This is a genomic window from Arthrobacter sp. zg-Y179 (assembly GCF_020907345.1).
GTDB classification, from domain to species: domain Bacteria; phylum Actinomycetota; class Actinomycetes; order Actinomycetales; family Micrococcaceae; genus Arthrobacter_B; species Arthrobacter_B jinronghuae.
Map to the genome: position 1 here is coordinate 305,148 of NZ_JAJJOB010000008.1, position 15,010 is coordinate 320,157.

The following is a 15,010-nucleotide window of genomic DNA, read 5'->3' on the forward strand; positions in this document are numbered from 1 at the left end:
CCGGTCAGTACTGCACGACGCCGGTGAGCACCAGGATCGGGAACACAACTGCAGGGGAACTCGTCATGAGGTTCACGATCAGATGCGCGATGGTGATCGGCAGCAGGCGGCCCTGGGCGCGGACGATGAGCGCCGACCCGAGCCCCCAGACGGCGAAGGCAACCACGTACACAACCATCGCGTCGGTGGTCGGAGCGAAGAACGCATGCTGCGCGCCGAAGGCCAGGGAACAGACGAGCATCGCCGGCCACGGTGACCACGAGGCCGAAAGCCGGGACTGCGCGTAGCCCCGGTAGACGGCTTCCTCGGCAGGCGCATTTAGCGGAGCGAATGTCACTACCGCAACTATGCCGAGGACCAGTGACCAGACCGGCGAGGCGATCGTGGCGGCGTCGGGGTCGTAGAACACGGTGGCGAACGCGTCGAACATGCCGGAGCCGTGCAGCACCCACATCGCGGCCATGACGGCGAGGACAAACGGTATGTAGAGGACGGCGATCCAGAGCAGGCCCCACCCGGCGTCCCGCAGCACCGACCGCCGCGGCGCGAAGAGGGACCGCAGGCTCGAGCCCTCGCTTTTCAGCAGACGCGAAACGAGCAGCAGCGAGGCGATGTTCACCGGAATCAGGCTGAGGGAAGCCAGCATTGGATCGGGAGGGAACGCCGCCGTATCGTCCAAGGCACGCATGATGAGCCACGCCGCTACCGTTGCTGCCGCCACCATTCCCAGGCGGGCAAGCAGGAGCCACGCTCCCCGCTGCCCTCCTCGGCCGACGGCACTGCCGACCGGGCTGGCCTGCTGTGCCGTGACCGGTTTCATGAGCACAGGCTAGCAAGCCATGGACCGCGGGACCCTACAGGAGCAGATCAAACTCCAGCCGCCCGTGCCGGACCCCGTTGACCTGCACCTCCAAGGCATGCGTGCCCGCATAATGCCGCCGGGTGGTCATCTGCCGGAAGCCGTGCCGGCCGTTCAGCTGCCGGGACTCCCCCGGGTCCAGGGACACGGTGGTCAGCTTGAAGACCTTCTCCGATGTGGACCCGTTCGCCTTGACGTAGTGCACGGCGTAATCGACTGAGAGTCGGGCTGGAGCGTCGCCGGTGTTCGTCAGGACAAAGTCGAAGACCAGCTCGCCCGGCAGGGCCAGGCGGGACGTTTCCGTCCGCAGCGCGGTGACACTCACCTGTGCCGGAGTGAAACCCATCAGCTCGAGCGCCCCGGGGTTTCCCTTTTTCACCAGGGTGCGAAGGCTGCGCCGGACCACCCAAATGGCGCCGGGCGTACCGGTCTGCTGCCAGCGCGCGGCGGCCTCAAGCACCAGCTCGGGCGCGTGCCGCGCGAGGTCATTGGCATGGTTGGCGACGGACCGGCGCACGTATTCGGACTCATCGTTGTGCATCGCGTCCAGCAGAGGCAGCGTGGCCCCCGACGTAGCGAGCAGCAACGGCACCCGGACGGCCCACGGCAGGTAGGGCCGGGTTCCCTCGCTGGCCAGCCGGCGTACGTGTTCGTTGGGGTGGTCGGTCCAGGTTCGGATGATCGCCAGAGCGCGCTCGTGATCGGCTTTCAGCAGCCGCCGGATGGCGAACTCGCTGGTCAGCCCCGGGGTAAGTTCCGCGAGCAGGACCAGCGCGTCGTCGAAGGCCAAGGTGCCGCCGTCGGCCAGTGCCAAAGTTACGGCCGCCTCGGTGACCGGCCACAACGCCCAGCCGGTGAAGGTCGGATCGTCCAGCGCAGCGCGAAAAGCAGCAGCTGCGGCAGGGTAGGTGCCCAGCGCGTTAACGAGGGCGTGCGCGACGGCGTCTGTGCGGCCGCGCAGCGACAACGGTTCCAGCCGGGTCCGGGTGGCCAGCAGTTCGTCCCAATCGATACCGGGCGCCGCCCCGGCCAGCGCATCGTGCAGGGTCTTGACCTCGTTCGGCCCCAGCAAATCATCCATCGCGCCCATGGTGCTCCCCCGTTCCGGCTGCTCTTATACCCGGCAGGCAGTACCCATTCAGGTTCGAATACCCTCATCGGGCGAAGCCAGCTTATCGGAACAGAGCCGGTGATGAACCAGACCTATTGCCCGGCGTTCTGCTCACTCATGAGTCATCCTTTGGGTCGGTTCCGCCGCCCGGGGTTTCCGCGGTAACGCGCCGGTAGGACTCGGCAATGATCCCTCCGAGGACATCCAGGTCCACCTTAGCCAGATCCTTGATGTAGAGGCAGCCGGCACCCGTCGTGTGGTTGCCGAGGCGGGACAATTGCTCGGCGTACATGTCCACTCCGTCAGGAAGATATACCGTGGTGGCGCCCTTGCGCGGAGAAAATGCCGCCGCCCCGGCGTCGCCTTCCCGGCCGCTGTCATATTTGTAGTGGTAGCTGCCGAAGCCGACAATCGACGGCCCCCACATGGCTGGTTGCTCGCCCGTGATCCGCGTCATCAGCGCGACCAGGGTCTGGGCGTCGCGGCGGCGAACGGGCGATGCCACACCGTCGATGAAGCTGCTGACGCTGGTGCTGGTTGGTTCCATGGTGCGCCTCCTCGTTGCCGCTCCGGATTCCATCCTGGACGCCGGCCCCGGGTTTAGCTGCCGGCCAAGGGTTCTTTACCGGGTCCGCGGATCAGGCATCATCACTTCCACCTGCGGCTTCTCATCGCGCTTGGCCTTCCACCAGACAAAGAATCCGGCAAGGGTGAACCCGCCGTAGAAGAGGTACATAAAGGCGGTGGCGTAGTAACCGGCACTGAAGAGCAGCGGCACGCCCACTATGTCCACGGCTACCCAGATGAGCCAGAACTCGACCCAGCCCTTGGCCATGCCGTAAGTAGCCAGCAGCGAGCCGACGAAGGTCCAGGCGTCGGCCCACACCGGTTCGTAGGAACCGAGCCGGGCGAAGACCGGTGTCAGGGCAACGGTGCCCAGCAGCATGATCGTCACCAGCCCGATGCGTTCCCGGCCCGAAGCCCACTGCGGGGTCACCGCGCTCTCGCCGTGGGACTTGCTCTGCTGCCAGCGCCGCCAGCCGTAGATGGAAACGGCGATGAACATGATCTGCCGTCCGGCCTGGCCCAGCAAGGTGGCCGTATCCGCCCCGCCGAACATGGAGCCAAGGAAGACGGTCAGCAGGAGCAGGTTACCCAGGATGCCGACGGGCCAGGCCCAGACTTTACGGCGCATACCGCCGAAGGCGCTGAGCAGCCCGAAGATGTTGCCCACAAGTTCGCGCACCAGCAGTGAGCTTGAGCCCACCGGAATCTGTGCCTCAAAGAGCCATCGCAGAAAATCCATGTCGTCCTATCCCTAAGCGGGTGCTCCGGGGGTACGACAGTACGATGCGTCGCCGGGGTACGACCGGTTCGATGGGTCACCCCTGCAAAAGGGGACCTCGAAGGGTCAGCAAAGCCGGCGGAACAACAAACTGCACGTGCTTCTCCCATCCAGACTTTAACTGTCGGTATCGGAATTTCACCGATTCAACCGAACCGCCTCCCCGAAGTTCTCGGATCAGCAGTGCGGGTCGCGGACTATAACCGCCGGTTCGGAATTACACCGACCCCGGAGCACGTTTGTTGCTAACTATTCTTGCACAGCCGCTTCCGCGGAAGCGCGCAATTTGCGGATAGCGTCGTTGGGATCACCGGCGCCGTACACAGCCGAACCGGCCACGAACACATTCGCACCGGCCTCGGCTGCCCGTTCGATGGTTTCCGGGGAGATTCCGCCGTCCACCTGGATGGCCAGCGGCAGCCCGGAACCGCGGACGGCCTCGGCGGCCCGCCGGATCTTGGGCAGCGTCACGTCGAGGAACTTCTGTCCGCCGAAGCCCGGCTCCACCGTCATGATCAGCAGCATGTCCAGCTCGGACAGCATGTCCAGGTACGGCTCCACCGGGGTCGCCGGGCGCAGGGCCATGCCGGCCTTCGCACCGCGCTCCCGCAGGTCGCGGGCGAGCTTGATCGGCGCCGTCGACGCCTCCACATGGAACGTGACGGATGCGAGGCCGGCCTCGGCATAGAGCGGCGCCCAGCGGTCGACGTCGGCGATCATCAGGTGCGCGTCCAGAGGCAGCGCGGACACCTGCTGGATCCGTTCCACCACTGGCAGCCCGATGGTCAGGTTCGGGACGAAGTGATTGTCCATGACGTCCACGTGCACGGCGTCCGCGGCGCTGATCCGCTGCAGCTCGGCTTCGAGGTTCACGAAGTCGGCCGAGAGGATGCTCGGGTTGATGCAGCACTTGCTCACGAAGGGTCTCCTAGATTTTGCGGCGGATCAGCGCCAGGAACATGGCGTCGGTGGCGTGGATGTGCGGCCACAGCTGGGCGGTGGATTCGTGGCCGGCTTCCAGCGCGCCGGGGAGGCTGACAGCGTCCAGCGCAGCGCCGGCGTCGAGCAGCTCCAGGTCGTTGCGCTTGCGCATCACGTCGGCGACGACGGCGGTGGTTTCCGCAGGGTGCGGGGAGCACGTTACGTAGGCCACCACTCCCCCGGGCCGAACCGCGTCCACGGCGGTGGTGAGCAGCTCGCGCTGCAGGATGCCGAGTTCGCCGACGTCGGTGGGCTTGCGGCGCCAGCGGGACTCCGGACGGCGGCGCAGGGCGCCCAGGCCGGTGCAGGGTGCGTCGACGAGGATCCGGTCGAAGGTTTCCGGGTAGTCCTCGGCAATGGTGCGGCCGTCTCCGGTACGTACGTTCCAGGTTTCCCCGGGCACGGCATCCAAGGCCTGGCGGACCAGCTGCGCCCGGTGCGGGGCGGGCTCGTTGGCCAGCAGCACGGCACCGGATTCGTGCGCGAGGGCGGCCAGCAGAGCGGCCTTGCCGCCGGGGCCGGCGCACATGTCCAGCCACTTTTCGACGCCGTCCTCATCGACGGACGCGCCGCCGAGGTCCAGTTCCGCCAGGGCACGGGCTACCAGCTGGGAGCCGGCGTCCTGTACCCGGGTGGTGCCGGCGCGGACCGAGTCCAGCCGGCCGACGTCGCCGGCGGAGAACAGTGCGGAGTCCTTCACGAGCTCGCCCTCGGTGGCTCCGGCGGCCCGGGCCTCGTCGAGGCTGCCGAGGCCGGGCAGGGCAACCAGGTTCACCACGGGAGCATCGTTGTCGGCACGCAGCAGGTCGGTGATCTCGTCGACGCTGCGTCCGTGGGCCACCAATGACTGGCGCAGTGCCCGGACAATCCACTCCGGGTGGGAGTGCTCAATGGCGGAGCGTTTAACGGCGTCGGTTTCGCCCTCGGTGAGGATCTCCACCCACTCGTCCAGGCTGCGGGCGGACACCTTGCGCAGCACCGCGTTGATCAGTGCCGACGGGCCGGCGCCGATGACGGCACGGGCCAGGCCGACGGTCTGGTCGAGGGCGGCATGCGCCGGAACGCGCATGGCCAGCAGCTGGTGGGTGCCGATGCGCAGGGCGTCCAGGACAGCTGGGTCCAGGCGCTCCAGCGGGCGGTCCACGCACTTGGCGAGGATGGCGTCATAGGTGCCCTGGCCGCGCAGGGCGCCGTAGGCAAGTTCGGTGGCGAAGCCGGCGTCGCGCTTGTCCAAGCGGTGCTTGCGGATGCTTTTCGGCAGCACGAGGTTGGCGTAAGCGTCCTCCCCGGAGACGGCGCGGAGCACTTCAAAGGCAACCAGCCGGGCCGGATCGGCTGCGCGGGTCCGCTGGCCGGGGGCAGCGGCGGTGCGGGTCTTCACGGCGGCGCGGCGGCGTTCGTGGCCCTTGTCGTTACGGTGTTTTTCGGGCTGGGGGGTCATTCGAAGAGCACGTCCTCACGGTTGGCGAGGCCGCGGGCCCAGTCGGGCCCCGGCATCATTTTCTTGCCTGCGGGCTGGACACGCAGCAGTTCGAGTCCGTGTGAGCCGGTGCCCACGACGGCGGCGGCGTCCCCGCCGCCGGTGAAGCGGACCTGGCCGGGGCGCAGGTCGGTGACGTCGGAGCGCAGCGTGGCCGCGCCGATCTTGAACCGGGCGCCGTCCCAGGTGGTCCACGCGCCGGGTTCGGGAGTGACGCCGTTGATGCGGCGGCGGATAGCCAGGGCGGGCTGCTGCCAGTCCACGCGGGCATCGTCGATGCTGAGCTTGGGCGCCAGGGTGATGTCGCCCTGCTGCGGCACCGGTACGGCAGCGCCGGCGTCGACCGCACTGAGTGTCTGGGCCAGCAATACGGCACCGGAGTGCGAGAGGCGTTCGAGCAGGTCACCGCTGGTGTCCTCGGGCCGCACCGTTTCCGTGAGCGTTCCGTAGACCGGGCCGGTGTCCAGCCCGGTTTCGAGCAGGAAGGTCGACGCGCCGGTGATGTCGTCACCGGCAATCACGGCGTGCTGCACGGGGGCGGCGCCGCGCCAGGCGGGCAGCAGCGAGAAGTGCAGGTTGATCCAGCCATGCTTGGGCACGGTGAGGGCGCGGGCCGGAACGAGTGCGCCGTACGCAACGATCGCTGCGACGTCGGGCTCCAGGGCGGCAATGGCCGCGATGGCTTCGTCGTCCACCTTCGCGGCGCGGATCACGGGCAGCCCCAGTTCCTGGGCGCGGGCGGCGACCGGGGAGGGTGTCAGGACCTTCTTGCGGCCCAGCGGGGCGTCGGGGCGGGTAAGGACGCCGACGACGTCGAATCCGGCGTCAACCAAGGCGTCCAGGGACGGCACGGCCACGGAGGGTGTGCCGGCAAACAGGACGCGAAGTGCCGCGGTCACCTAGGCTCCGGCCTGGGTGCCGAACGTACCCTTGGCCGCCTGGCCGAAGGTACCGAAGCTGGAGCCCACGCTCTGGGCACGCTGCGCTGCGGTACGGTCCGCGATCGCGTCGTACTCGCGCTGCCGGATGGCCCGGAGTGCTTCCTTGCGCTGCTCGCCTTCGAGCCGGTCGATATAGAGAGCGCCGTTCAGGTGGTCCGTTTCGTGCTGGAAGCAGCGGGCCAGCATCCCTTCGCCCTCGATGCTGATCGGGTTGCCGTGCAGGTCCTGGCCGGAGACGCGGGCCCAGCGGAAGCGCGGTGTCTGGTAGCCAAGCCCGGGGATGGACAGGCAGCCCTCCAGATGGTCCGGCTGGAGGTCGTCGCTCAGTTCCAGGACGGGGTTGACCACATGCCCGGCCTGGCCGTCCACACGGTAGGTGAAGACCCGCAGGCTGACGCCGACCTGGGGTGCTGCCAGCCCGGCACCTTCGACGTCCTCCATGGTTTCCTCCATGTCCGCTACCAGCTTCGCCAGTTCGGGGCCGAAGTCGGTCACGTCTTCGGCGCGGGTCCGCAGGACCGGGTCGCCGAGCGTGCGGATAGTCAGGATGGCCATCGGGGGTTTGTTCCTTACTCTTGCTGCAGGGGATCGGAATCCAGTCTAGTTGGCTCCGCCGCCCGCCGGGACGCTCAGGCCTGAGGAGCGCCCGCTGGCACCGAAGTCTGCGGATCTGCCGTCGGTGCAGCCTGCGGGGCTGAAGTCTGTGCAGCGGGGGCTTCGTGCGCTCCGACCGGAGGCGGCGGCACGGGCAGCAGGGCACGGCCGGCGGCAACGGCATCAATGCTGGTCTGCCAGACCCGGCGCAATGCGCAGAACTTGAACCAGTGCTGGGGAAGCACATCCGGGTTGGCCCGCATGGGACGCACCTCCGTCTGGCCAACAGCGACGCCCAGCAGCAGCGGGTCCTGTCCGTAGGCCCACGGCTCCCAGGTGCCGGCACCGGCGTCGACCAGCGATTCCTGTGCCTTCATCCCGGCGACGAGCTGCATCACGACCTTGTCATCCAGCTGTTTCACCTGCCCGTCCCGGTCGGTGTTCTTGGTCTTGTAATCGATCAGGCACAGCCGGCCGCCGATCCGTGCGACCAGGTCCAGGGTGCCGGCGTAGCCCAGCTCGGCGTTCCACACGGTGATTTCCGGGGCGATGGGCTGGACGTCGTAGAGCTTCCACCATTCGTCGAACCGGTCCGCGAACTGGTGCTCACCGCGGGCGGCAAGCTCCTCGCGGGCACGTTCGAGTTCATGCGGGCGGTCCAGGGCGCGGAGCGCAACCTGCTCACAGTAGAAATGGACGCGTGTACCCCTCTGCGCAGCGGCGTCGCGGTAGCGTTCGGAAGCCGAGGAGGCCTCCTTCACCACGGAGCGCAGCTGCGACGGGCTGCCCAGGGCGGCGGTGAGTTTGGGATCCTTGACGACGGCGGAGGCGGCCATGTAGCTGTGCCAGCCGTCCAGGGACGTAGACCCCTGGGAAATCACCGTGGTGATGGACGGGACCGTGGGCGGCTCGGAGAGCGACCGCGAATACATGCGTCCGTACTCGGTTGCGTGTGCCAGTGCTGGTTCAGTCATGTCTCCAGTCTGCCACCCGGCGGTGACAGACTGCTTTCGGCTCCCCGCACGGCCTGTGCCTAGCGGCGTCCGCCTGCGCGGACCCGGTTCATCACGGCATCGACGCGGCTTCGAATTTCATCCTTGCCTCCGACCAGCCCGAAAGGAGGGCCGTCGTCCGTAGTGCCCCACGGCACGAGTACGTCAAAGTCCAGATCACGGACCTGCGCGAGGCTGGCCAGGTAATCGCCTCGAAGGTGCTCGTCCAGAACCACCGCTTTCCACTCGCCGTGCTCAATCCAGATGAAGTCCCCGGTGAACAGGAAGCGCCTGTCCCTGTTGTTCCATAGGTAGCTTGTTGTGCCCGCAGTGTGTCCCGGCGTCGGAACTACCTCCAGGTCTTCGCCAATCATCTGACGCCGGTCAAACACGGCCGACACCGGAAGCGACCCGGCCACCTCGGCACGGTCCCCCTCATGGACGTATACCGGAATATCGAACTCCGGCGCTCCGTACATCGCTTCATGGGCGTGGTTGATCAGCAGCCGAGCAGCGCCTCCCCGGTCCATGATGGCCTCCGCGGAGCTGTTGATGCCCGGCGAGTTGTAAACAATCATGTTGCCGCCGGGCCGCTCGAGGACGAACGAGCGAAGCAGCACGTTGTGCTGATAGGGCAGGCGCACGGCGGAAGTGGCAAGCAGCCCGTCCAAGGGTGCGTGCAACGGGCTGGTTTCCGGAAGGGTCACGATTGGCTCCGTAGTCATTGGGTCCGCGGTGTGGATGCAGGACCCATACCTACGCCCCAAAAAGAGCCGGCGCCAGACAGACGCAAAAAGCCGCCACCTTCCCGAAGGAAAGTGACGGCCGTAGAAGGGTGGGCGATACTGGGTTCGAACCAGTGACCTCTTCGGTGTGAACGAAGCGCGCTACCACTGCGCCAATCGCCCTTCAATTACTGCACTCGCGTTGATGCGCCCGGAAGCACTCCAACGTGTAAAGATGCTAGCCCAGATCCCGCCCGAGTCCAAACCAGGGGTGTTCCCGGGGCCGATTGGACGAACCCGCAAACGTCCTATAGAGTTTTTCTTCGTTGGAAAGCGGGGGTTCGCCGCGGAAAGTGCAAGCAATCCGGGGGCGATAGCTCCTCTTCTGTTCAACATGCGGACGTAGCTCAGCTGGCTAGAGCACCACCTTGCCAAGGTGGATGTCGCGGGTTCGAATCCCGTCGTCCGCTCGCAAGTCACTGTACAAGCCGCTCCCGGTTTCGCCGGGTTCGGTTCTCCAAAGCTTTATGCGGCGGTTACGGTGGGGTGGCCGAGAGGCGAGGCAGCGGCCTGCAAAGCCGTATACGCGGGTTCGAATCCCGTCCCCACCTCCACAGTGGATTGTAGGAAACCCATTTATGGGCGCGATTGGCGCAGCGGTAGCGCGCTTCCCTGACACGGAAGAGGTCACTGGTTCGATCCCAGTATCGCGCACGAACAGTACTGTTTCAGTGCTTTTCTTGCGGACGTAGCTCAGCTGGCTAGAGCACCACCTTGCCAAGGTGGATGTCGCGGGTTCGAATCCCGTCGTCCGCTCTCCCTTCTGCTTATGGTTTTCCAGGAGTAATCCTGAACGGGCCGAGCAGTTTAGGGCGCGATTGGCGCAGCGGTAGCGCGCTTCCCTGACACGGAAGAGGTCACTGGTTCGATCCCAGTATCGCGCACGGACAGTTTCGACTGTTTGCATTTGCGGACGTAGCTCAGCTGGCTAGAGCACCACCTTGCCAAGGTGGATGTCGCGGGTTCGAATCCCGTCGTCCGCTCTCCCCCGGTTTTGGCCGGCTTAGAAGGAACAGGTTTTTGCCTGTTCCTTCTTTTGTTTAACCCGCAGTTCATACCGGCCCGGTCTGCTCGGCGGTAAAAGCTAAGTTTGCTTATTAGTCGACCTATCTATAAAGTCTTTCCAGTAGAGAAAATGTCGACATGGTTTCAGTAGCGGGATCAAAGTTGCATGGCCGATAGGCCGCTCACACCACTACTTGAGGAGAACCACATGGCTAATACACAGACTCACAACGAGCACACGAACACCACCGTTCGCAACGCCAATGACATCAAGGTGTCCACGCGGACCCTCGAATTCGCCGTTTACGTCCTGGCCGTTATCGCCACGATCATCACGGCAGCTGTTGTTGGCGACAACGCCAGCGAAAACGGCCTTGACACGTTCAACGCCGCACAGGCAATGGAATACATCACCTTCCTCACGGTCGGTCTGATGGTTGCCCGCGGCCTGGCCAAGTCCGGCCACCGCGGACACAACAGCAACAACAACGCGTAACCAGCGTTTTCCGGCCTTGTGCCGGACACTTATTCCGGCGCGGCCCTCTTTGAGCTCCGCGCCGGAATTGTTTTAACTGCTTAGAGTGTGGCCTATGCAAATCCGCCCGCTGGACCTCAATGTAGACCGCGTTATGTTCGAGGCCTACCGCATTGAATGCCTGGCAAACCAAAGCGTAAGGCCCGGCTGGATTCCTCTCAGCAGGGAATCACGCAGTCTCGGCTGGCGCACGCCTAACGGATGGCGAAACCATCTGGTCGGAGCTTGGAGCGGAACAAAGATGGTTGGCTTCGCGGCCGGTATGAATTCAACCGATACTCCGGACACCACCTGGATATTCGTTTGGGTCGATCCCGCCCACCAAAATGCAGGGATTGGTTCGGCATTGGCCCGTGCGGCGGAAGACGCCAGTCCGGCGTCGACGGCGAGGTTTGTGGCAAGCGCCTACCGGTCCACCACAAGCGAGATCGGCGCGCTCACGCGGGCCTTCGCCTCTCCTTTGGGCTATTCCCAAGCAACCACTGAAACCGTCGTGGAACTTGATCTCCGGGATATGCAGCTAGCGAGGCCGACGACGGCGCAGGGCTACGAGATCTTGACGTACGTCAACGGCGTCCCGGAGCGGTTCCGCGAACAGGTAGGCCAGATCAAGGGCCTGGTCGATGCCGAGGCGCCCAACGGCGAGCTCGGCTGGGGTGAAACCCCCGTCTCCCCCGCTGAATATGCCGATGAGATGGACCTCTGGGTCGCGCAGGGTTCCACGGTGTTCGAGTCCATAGCCGTGGACGCAGCCGGAAATGTTGCGGCCTGGACCTGCTTGGTAGCGGCAGCCGATGCTGAACGGCCGGCACAGATTGAAGGAACGCTCGTCGTCTCCGGCCACCGCGGCCACGGCCTCGGAGCAGCCGTGAAGCTGGCGTCCCTGCACCGGGCCGTCGAATCCGGCAATGTGCACAGGGTCCGGACCAGCAGCGATGACCGGAATGTCTGGATGCGTTCCATCAACTCCGCGCTGGGCTTCACGCCGGTGGAGACGGAAATCATCCTGCAGAAGGAAACCGTTCGCGTGTGACGGGTTGCGCTACTAGGCCTGCGGTATACAACGTCTCAAAAGTGGCATGCAGCGGCCAGAACTGTGCCGCAGGAATGGCGGCGCCGGCGACGGCGGCTTCCAGGTACGTCAGGTGGGTGATCCAGCCGGGGCCGTAGGAATCGACGAGGGTCCCCAGACCGTGGTGCACGAATTCCATCACCGCCGTCCCCGCCTCCGTGTTCCCCAGCCGGATGCTGATCCGTGATTCGGGTTCCTCGGGGAACTCCCAGCTCATGACCAACCGGCGAGGCTCGTCCATGTCAGTAATGACGCTGCGCGACAAGTAGCCTCCGCTATGGTCGACGACGATTGTTCCGCCGGTCCGAGCGTCGCATTGAAGGGGACGGCCCAGCCACTGGGACAAAAGGGCGGCGTCAGTGAACCCCGCCCACACGGCTTGTGCCGGGACGGAAAACGTCCAGGAAATCAGAAGCGAACCGTCGGCGGTTGATACAGAGGCGAGCGGCATGTCGAAGATTGTGGCATACAGATACGCGCGCCGCACGGATCAGTTTCCGATGGCCAGTGCCATCTGTTCAGCGGACGCGAGATCAGCCAGCACCACCTGGTAGCGGTGGCCACCGGCGTCGGAGAACGTGACAGCACCGGCGCCGCCCATATTCAGTCTCGTCAGGGAGCCGCGTCCGTGCCGCGTCACCGGCCAGTTCACGAGACCGGTGTTCTGCCCGTTGTCTTTGGCCACCGTGATGTCCTGCACGTTTTGGCGCTTAATGGAGCGCTTCCACAGGGGTCCTCGCAGGGTGACGGCCTGCTGGTCCACCGAGACCGTAATCCGCGCAACGAAACACCACCAGCCGGCAGCGAGCAGGAACGCTGCGGCGGCTACATACAGCGGCCAGACCGACTCGTCGGCTGCCCCAACCGCCAACGCGGCGCCAACGGCCGCGAGAAAGGCACCGCCTCCCCACCGAAGCCATCCGGGCGAACGTTCCACAAACCTGACACTGGTTGCCGGTGCCTGCGGTGCCATGGCTTTCCCCCTCATCTTCTCCGCGGGCGGTCCTGATTAGGGAACGCTACCCCATTTCCCTGCCGCCCCGAGGTGCAGCCGCCTACCGCATCCGTTCTTCCAGCTCGGCCAGGAACTCGCGGGCAGCGGGCATGCCGGGGTCCGCGGCATCGGCACGACGGATGGCACCCGATAGGATCTTGGCTGCCTGGGCCGTATCGCCCTTGCTGTCAGCGAGGACTACGGCGTTGTCCAGGCTTCGGCCAAGTGGTGAGGACTCTGCCCCAGCCTGCGGAACCGGGCCTTCGTTCATGATTCGGATCCAGTTTCCCGCCGGATCGATCAGGCTGAATCCTGTCCTCCCGTCGGCATTCGTTCGCCGACGCGGGCGGGTGACGCGGGGATAGCCCGAAATCGGCAGCTTGCCGTACGCAGCCTGCAGGCCTGCTGCGAACGAGTCAAAGAGCGTTCCCGTGTCCGGCACCAGGATCCCGCAGGTGCTGTGTGATTCTTCGGCGCGGTGCCCGTCCAGCACGTAGTAGTGCAACGGAAAACCGTACCCTTCCAGGGCCAGGTAGGGGTTCGGCTTAGTCTGCCGGTACGCGGTCCCGAACCCCAGCACGGAGAAGAAGGCTGCTATTTCGTCAATGTCCGCGCACGGCAGCATCGGAATGACCTGCGGAGGCATGCCCTTATTCTGCGCCTCGGTCCAGCTCGCGAACAGGGCGCCGTGGTCCTTCCGGCCTCCTGCTGACCGCATCGCCGGCGTCGTCCCGTCACCGAGCTGGCCCGCTGGCGACGGAGCTGATCCGGGCATAGTCTTTCACCACTCCCGCGGGCCCACCTGAAAGGAACCTTCATGACCATTGCCATCTTCGGTGCCACCGGGCAGCTCGGCGGCTTCGTCATCGACTCCCTGATCGGACGCGGCGTCGCGCCGGGCGATCTTCTCGCCCTGGGCCGGAACCAGGACCGCCTGGCTGAGCTTGCGGCCCGCGGCCTGCGCACCGCACGGGTTGACCTCAACGACGCCGCCACGACAGCCGGGATGCTGGACGGCGTCGAAAAGGTCCTGCTCATTTCCATGAGCGAACCGGGACGCCGCGTTGCGCAGCACGCAAACGCAGTCGAGGCAGCGCAGACCGCCGGCGTCCGCCAGCTGGTTTACACCTCGGTTCTTGAGGCGCCGACGACGATTCTCGCCCTCGCTCCGGAGCATCGTGCAACCGAGGAACTCATCACCGCATCCGGCGTTCCGGCGACCTTCCTGCGCCACGGCTGGTACACGGAAAACCATCGGCAGGAGTTCGACGCCGCGCGGCAAACCGGCGTCGTCGCCAACAGCGTGGGTTCAGGGCGCATTGCCAGCGCTCCGCGCCGGGACTATGCCCAAGCAGCCGCCGTCGTGCTCAGCACTCCCGGCCACGAAGGCAAGGCCTATGAACTATCCGGCGATACGGCCTGGACCTACACGGAATTCGCGGCGGCCGCGCAGGAAGTGCTTGGAACCCCCGTCCGCTACGAGGTCCTGACTCCGGAGGAAGAACAGAAACAGTTGATCGGCCTCGGAATTGATGAGGCGACCGCAGGCTTCCTGGGTACGCTCAATGCCAATATGCGCGACGGCGCATTGGCTCCCGCGCCCGGCGAGCTCGCCAAACTGATCGGCAGGCCTACCGAACCGCTGATCGAAACGATGCGTTCCTGGGTCCGCTGATACTCGCTCCCGGCTGAGCCTCGTCAGCCGGCCCGGCGCTGCAGCCGCCGGCGTACGGCTATGAAGGCAACGCCGGCAAGAATGATGTGCACCAAGACCAGGGCGATGGCATCCGGTTCAACCCAGATGATGGTCCATCCTGATTCGAGCCATCCCGTTCCCCCGAGAATCGTGCGGGTGACGGTCAGCTGCGTCCAGTGGAATGCGACCGCCACCAACAACGCGCCGGGCACCGGGATGCGCCGGGCCGCCACGAGCGCGAGCCCGAACAGCACCAGCTGCACGATGTAGACAATCGGGTCGTTACCTGCCGGGAACACCTCGATTCCCCCTCCGTCGCCTCCCAGCACCGTGGTGATAGCCCACCGAACCGGTCCCACCACCACTCCAACGAATGGGAACAACGCAGTGGTCACCAGCGTCGCAACCGCCACGCCCCAGCCGTCCCGCAGATTGGTCCAGACATACCCGCGCAGGGCTAGTTCCTCCGGAAGCGCCTCGTAAAGGGCCAGCACCACGCCGTTGAGGAGCAGGAAGCCCAGGAAGGCGGCAACGTCGACCTCTTCCACCCGTATCCACCCGGCCAGGCCGGCGGGTACCCAGACGAGAAGTCCGGTGAGTGCGCCCACAGCCACACCCAG

The 15,010-nt window shown here is 65.7% G+C and carries 17 protein-coding genes, 7 tRNA genes and 1 riboswitch; of the genes, 9 read left to right on the forward strand and 15 right to left on the reverse strand.

Going from position 1 to position 15,010, the window contains the following annotated elements; all coding sequences use genetic code 11:
* Positions 1 to 4: 4 nt before the first annotated feature.
* The 11 genes from LOC56_RS10080 to LOC56_RS10130 all read right to left on the reverse strand — a co-directional run bounded on the left by LOC56_RS10080 (position 5) and on the right by LOC56_RS10130 (position 9,211).
* Positions 5 to 820, reverse strand: a complete 816-nt coding sequence (locus LOC56_RS10080) for a CPBP family intramembrane glutamic endopeptidase (protein ID WP_229952126.1) — start codon at positions 818 to 820, stop codon at positions 5 to 7.
* Between the two features lie 34 nt (positions 821 to 854).
* The gene (locus tag LOC56_RS10085; protein WP_229952127.1) at positions 855 to 1,940 is read right to left on the reverse strand and encodes a DNA alkylation repair protein; all 1,086 of its coding nucleotides are present in this window, start codon (positions 1,938 to 1,940) and stop codon (positions 855 to 857) included.
* A 145-nt stretch (positions 1,941 to 2,085) separates the two neighbouring features.
* Positions 2,086 to 2,517, reverse strand: coding sequence for a DUF1801 domain-containing protein (locus tag LOC56_RS10090; protein WP_229952128.1), 432 nt, complete (start codon positions 2,515 to 2,517; stop codon positions 2,086 to 2,088).
* A gap of 75 nt (positions 2,518 to 2,592) precedes the next feature.
* A complete protein-coding gene (gene pnuC, locus LOC56_RS10095; RefSeq protein ID WP_229952129.1) occupies positions 2,593 to 3,276 on the reverse strand; it encodes a nicotinamide riboside transporter PnuC in 684 nt (227 codons plus the stop codon).
* A 133-nt stretch (positions 3,277 to 3,409) separates the two neighbouring features.
* A riboswitch (FMN riboswitch) is annotated at positions 3,410 to 3,555 on the reverse strand.
* Between the two features lie 9 nt (positions 3,556 to 3,564).
* On the reverse strand, positions 3,565 to 4,233 hold the full coding sequence (rpe, locus tag LOC56_RS10100; protein ID WP_229952130.1) for a ribulose-phosphate 3-epimerase: 669 nt from the start codon (positions 4,231 to 4,233) through the stop codon (positions 3,565 to 3,567).
* Between the two features lie 10 nt (positions 4,234 to 4,243).
* A complete protein-coding gene (locus tag LOC56_RS10105; protein ID WP_229952131.1) occupies positions 4,244 to 5,737 on the reverse strand; it encodes an RsmB/NOP family class I SAM-dependent RNA methyltransferase in 1,494 nt (497 codons plus the stop codon).
* Positions 5,734 to 6,675, reverse strand: a complete 942-nt coding sequence (fmt, locus tag LOC56_RS10110; protein WP_229952132.1) for a methionyl-tRNA formyltransferase — start codon at positions 6,673 to 6,675, stop codon at positions 5,734 to 5,736. Before fmt ends, LOC56_RS10105 begins: the two co-directional genes overlap by 4 nt.
* A complete protein-coding gene (def, locus tag LOC56_RS10115; protein ID WP_229952133.1) occupies positions 6,676 to 7,272 on the reverse strand; it encodes a peptide deformylase in 597 nt (198 codons plus the stop codon).
* A gap of 74 nt (positions 7,273 to 7,346) precedes the next feature.
* A complete protein-coding gene (locus tag LOC56_RS10120; RefSeq protein WP_229952134.1) occupies positions 7,347 to 8,285 on the reverse strand; it encodes a PD-(D/E)XK nuclease family protein in 939 nt (312 codons plus the stop codon).
* A 59-nt stretch (positions 8,286 to 8,344) separates the two neighbouring features.
* The gene (locus tag LOC56_RS10125) at positions 8,345 to 9,028 is read right to left on the reverse strand and encodes an MBL fold metallo-hydrolase (RefSeq protein WP_229952135.1); all 684 of its coding nucleotides are present in this window, start codon (positions 9,026 to 9,028) and stop codon (positions 8,345 to 8,347) included.
* Positions 9,029 to 9,139: 111 nt separating this feature from the next.
* Positions 9,140 to 9,211, reverse strand: a tRNA-Val gene (locus LOC56_RS10130).
* Positions 9,212 to 9,424: 213 nt separating this feature from the next.
* On the opposite strand from LOC56_RS10130, the gene LOC56_RS10135 reads away from it, so the two are divergent.
* From LOC56_RS10135 to LOC56_RS10170, 8 genes are all read left to right on the forward strand, one after another.
* A tRNA-Gly gene (locus LOC56_RS10135) sits at positions 9,425 to 9,498 on the forward strand.
* 70 nt (positions 9,499 to 9,568) lie between these two features.
* Positions 9,569 to 9,642 (forward strand) — tRNA-Cys (locus LOC56_RS10140).
* A gap of 28 nt (positions 9,643 to 9,670) precedes the next feature.
* Positions 9,671 to 9,742 (forward strand) — tRNA-Val (locus LOC56_RS10145).
* 28 nt (positions 9,743 to 9,770) lie between these two features.
* Positions 9,771 to 9,844, forward strand: a tRNA-Gly gene (locus tag LOC56_RS10150).
* Between the two features lie 56 nt (positions 9,845 to 9,900).
* A tRNA-Val gene (locus LOC56_RS10155) sits at positions 9,901 to 9,972 on the forward strand.
* 25 nt (positions 9,973 to 9,997) lie between these two features.
* Positions 9,998 to 10,071: transfer RNA gene (locus LOC56_RS10160), tRNA-Gly, on the forward strand.
* Between the two features lie 230 nt (positions 10,072 to 10,301).
* Positions 10,302 to 10,589 (forward strand): hypothetical protein, encoded by a 288-nt coding sequence (locus tag LOC56_RS10165; protein ID WP_229952136.1) that lies wholly within the window; start codon positions 10,302 to 10,304, stop codon positions 10,587 to 10,589.
* A 133-nt stretch (positions 10,590 to 10,722) separates the two neighbouring features.
* The gene (locus LOC56_RS10170) at positions 10,723 to 11,661 is read left to right on the forward strand and encodes a GNAT family N-acetyltransferase (RefSeq protein ID WP_229952265.1); all 939 of its coding nucleotides are present in this window, start codon (positions 10,723 to 10,725) and stop codon (positions 11,659 to 11,661) included.
* Here LOC56_RS10170 and LOC56_RS10175 read toward each other — a convergent pair.
* From LOC56_RS10175 to LOC56_RS10185, 3 genes are all read right to left on the reverse strand, one after another.
* Positions 11,630 to 12,151 (reverse strand): SRPBCC family protein, encoded by a 522-nt coding sequence (locus LOC56_RS10175; RefSeq protein WP_229952137.1) that lies wholly within the window; start codon positions 12,149 to 12,151, stop codon positions 11,630 to 11,632. The genes LOC56_RS10170 and LOC56_RS10175 overlap by 32 nt on opposite strands.
* Positions 12,152 to 12,190: 39 nt before the next feature.
* A complete protein-coding gene (locus tag LOC56_RS10180) occupies positions 12,191 to 12,637 on the reverse strand; it encodes a hypothetical protein (RefSeq protein ID WP_229952138.1) in 447 nt (148 codons plus the stop codon).
* Between the two features lie 118 nt (positions 12,638 to 12,755).
* The gene (locus LOC56_RS10185; protein WP_229952139.1) at positions 12,756 to 13,469 is read right to left on the reverse strand and encodes a hypothetical protein; all 714 of its coding nucleotides are present in this window, start codon (positions 13,467 to 13,469) and stop codon (positions 12,756 to 12,758) included.
* A gap of 42 nt (positions 13,470 to 13,511) precedes the next feature.
* On the opposite strand from LOC56_RS10185, the gene LOC56_RS10190 reads away from it, so the two are divergent.
* Positions 13,512 to 14,369: an NAD(P)H-binding protein gene (locus tag LOC56_RS10190; protein WP_229952140.1), complete on the forward strand. Its 858-nt coding sequence runs from the start codon at positions 13,512 to 13,514 to the stop codon at positions 14,367 to 14,369.
* Positions 14,370 to 14,392: 23 nt separating this feature from the next.
* Here the strand turns inward: LOC56_RS10190 and LOC56_RS10195 are convergent, their stop codons facing one another.
* Positions 14,393 to 15,004, reverse strand: coding sequence for a CPBP family glutamic-type intramembrane protease (locus LOC56_RS10195; protein WP_229952141.1), 612 nt, complete (start codon positions 15,002 to 15,004; stop codon positions 14,393 to 14,395).
* Positions 15,005 to 15,010: the final 6 nt, after the last annotated feature.

Bases quoted from the DNA above. Each gene is read 5' to 3' on its own strand.
- LOC56_RS10080 (WP_229952126.1), bottom strand. From the start codon at position 820: ATGAAACCGGTCACGGCACAGCAGGCCAGCCCGGTCGGCAGTGCCGTC.
- LOC56_RS10085 (WP_229952127.1), bottom strand. From the start codon at position 1,940: ATGGATGATTTGCTGGGGCCGAACGAGGTCAAGACCCTGCACGATGCG.
- LOC56_RS10090 (WP_229952128.1), bottom strand. From the start codon at position 2,517: ATGGAACCAACCAGCACCAGCGTCAGCAGCTTCATCGACGGTGTGGCA.
- pnuC (WP_229952129.1), bottom strand. From the start codon at position 3,276: ATGGATTTTCTGCGATGGCTCTTTGAGGCACAGATTCCGGTGGGCTCA.
- LOC56_RS10105 (WP_229952131.1), bottom strand. From the start codon at position 5,737: ATGACCCCCCAGCCCGAAAAACACCGTAACGACAAGGGCCACGAACGC.
- def (WP_229952133.1), bottom strand. From the start codon at position 7,272: ATGGCCATCCTGACTATCCGCACGCTCGGCGACCCGGTCCTGCGGACC.
- LOC56_RS10120 (WP_229952134.1), bottom strand. From the start codon at position 8,285: ATGACTGAACCAGCACTGGCACACGCAACCGAGTACGGACGCATGTAT.
- LOC56_RS10125 (WP_229952135.1), bottom strand. From the start codon at position 9,028: ATGACTACGGAGCCAATCGTGACCCTTCCGGAAACCAGCCCGTTGCAC.
- LOC56_RS10165 (WP_229952136.1), top strand. From the start codon at position 10,302: ATGGCTAATACACAGACTCACAACGAGCACACGAACACCACCGTTCGC.
- LOC56_RS10170 (WP_229952265.1), top strand. From the start codon at position 10,723: ATGTTCGAGGCCTACCGCATTGAATGCCTGGCAAACCAAAGCGTAAGG.
- LOC56_RS10175 (WP_229952137.1), bottom strand. From the start codon at position 12,151: ATGCCGCTCGCCTCTGTATCAACCGCCGACGGTTCGCTTCTGATTTCC.
- LOC56_RS10185 (WP_229952139.1), bottom strand. From the start codon at position 13,469: ATGCCCGGATCAGCTCCGTCGCCAGCGGGCCAGCTCGGTGACGGGACG.
- LOC56_RS10190 (WP_229952140.1), top strand. From the start codon at position 13,512: ATGACCATTGCCATCTTCGGTGCCACCGGGCAGCTCGGCGGCTTCGTC.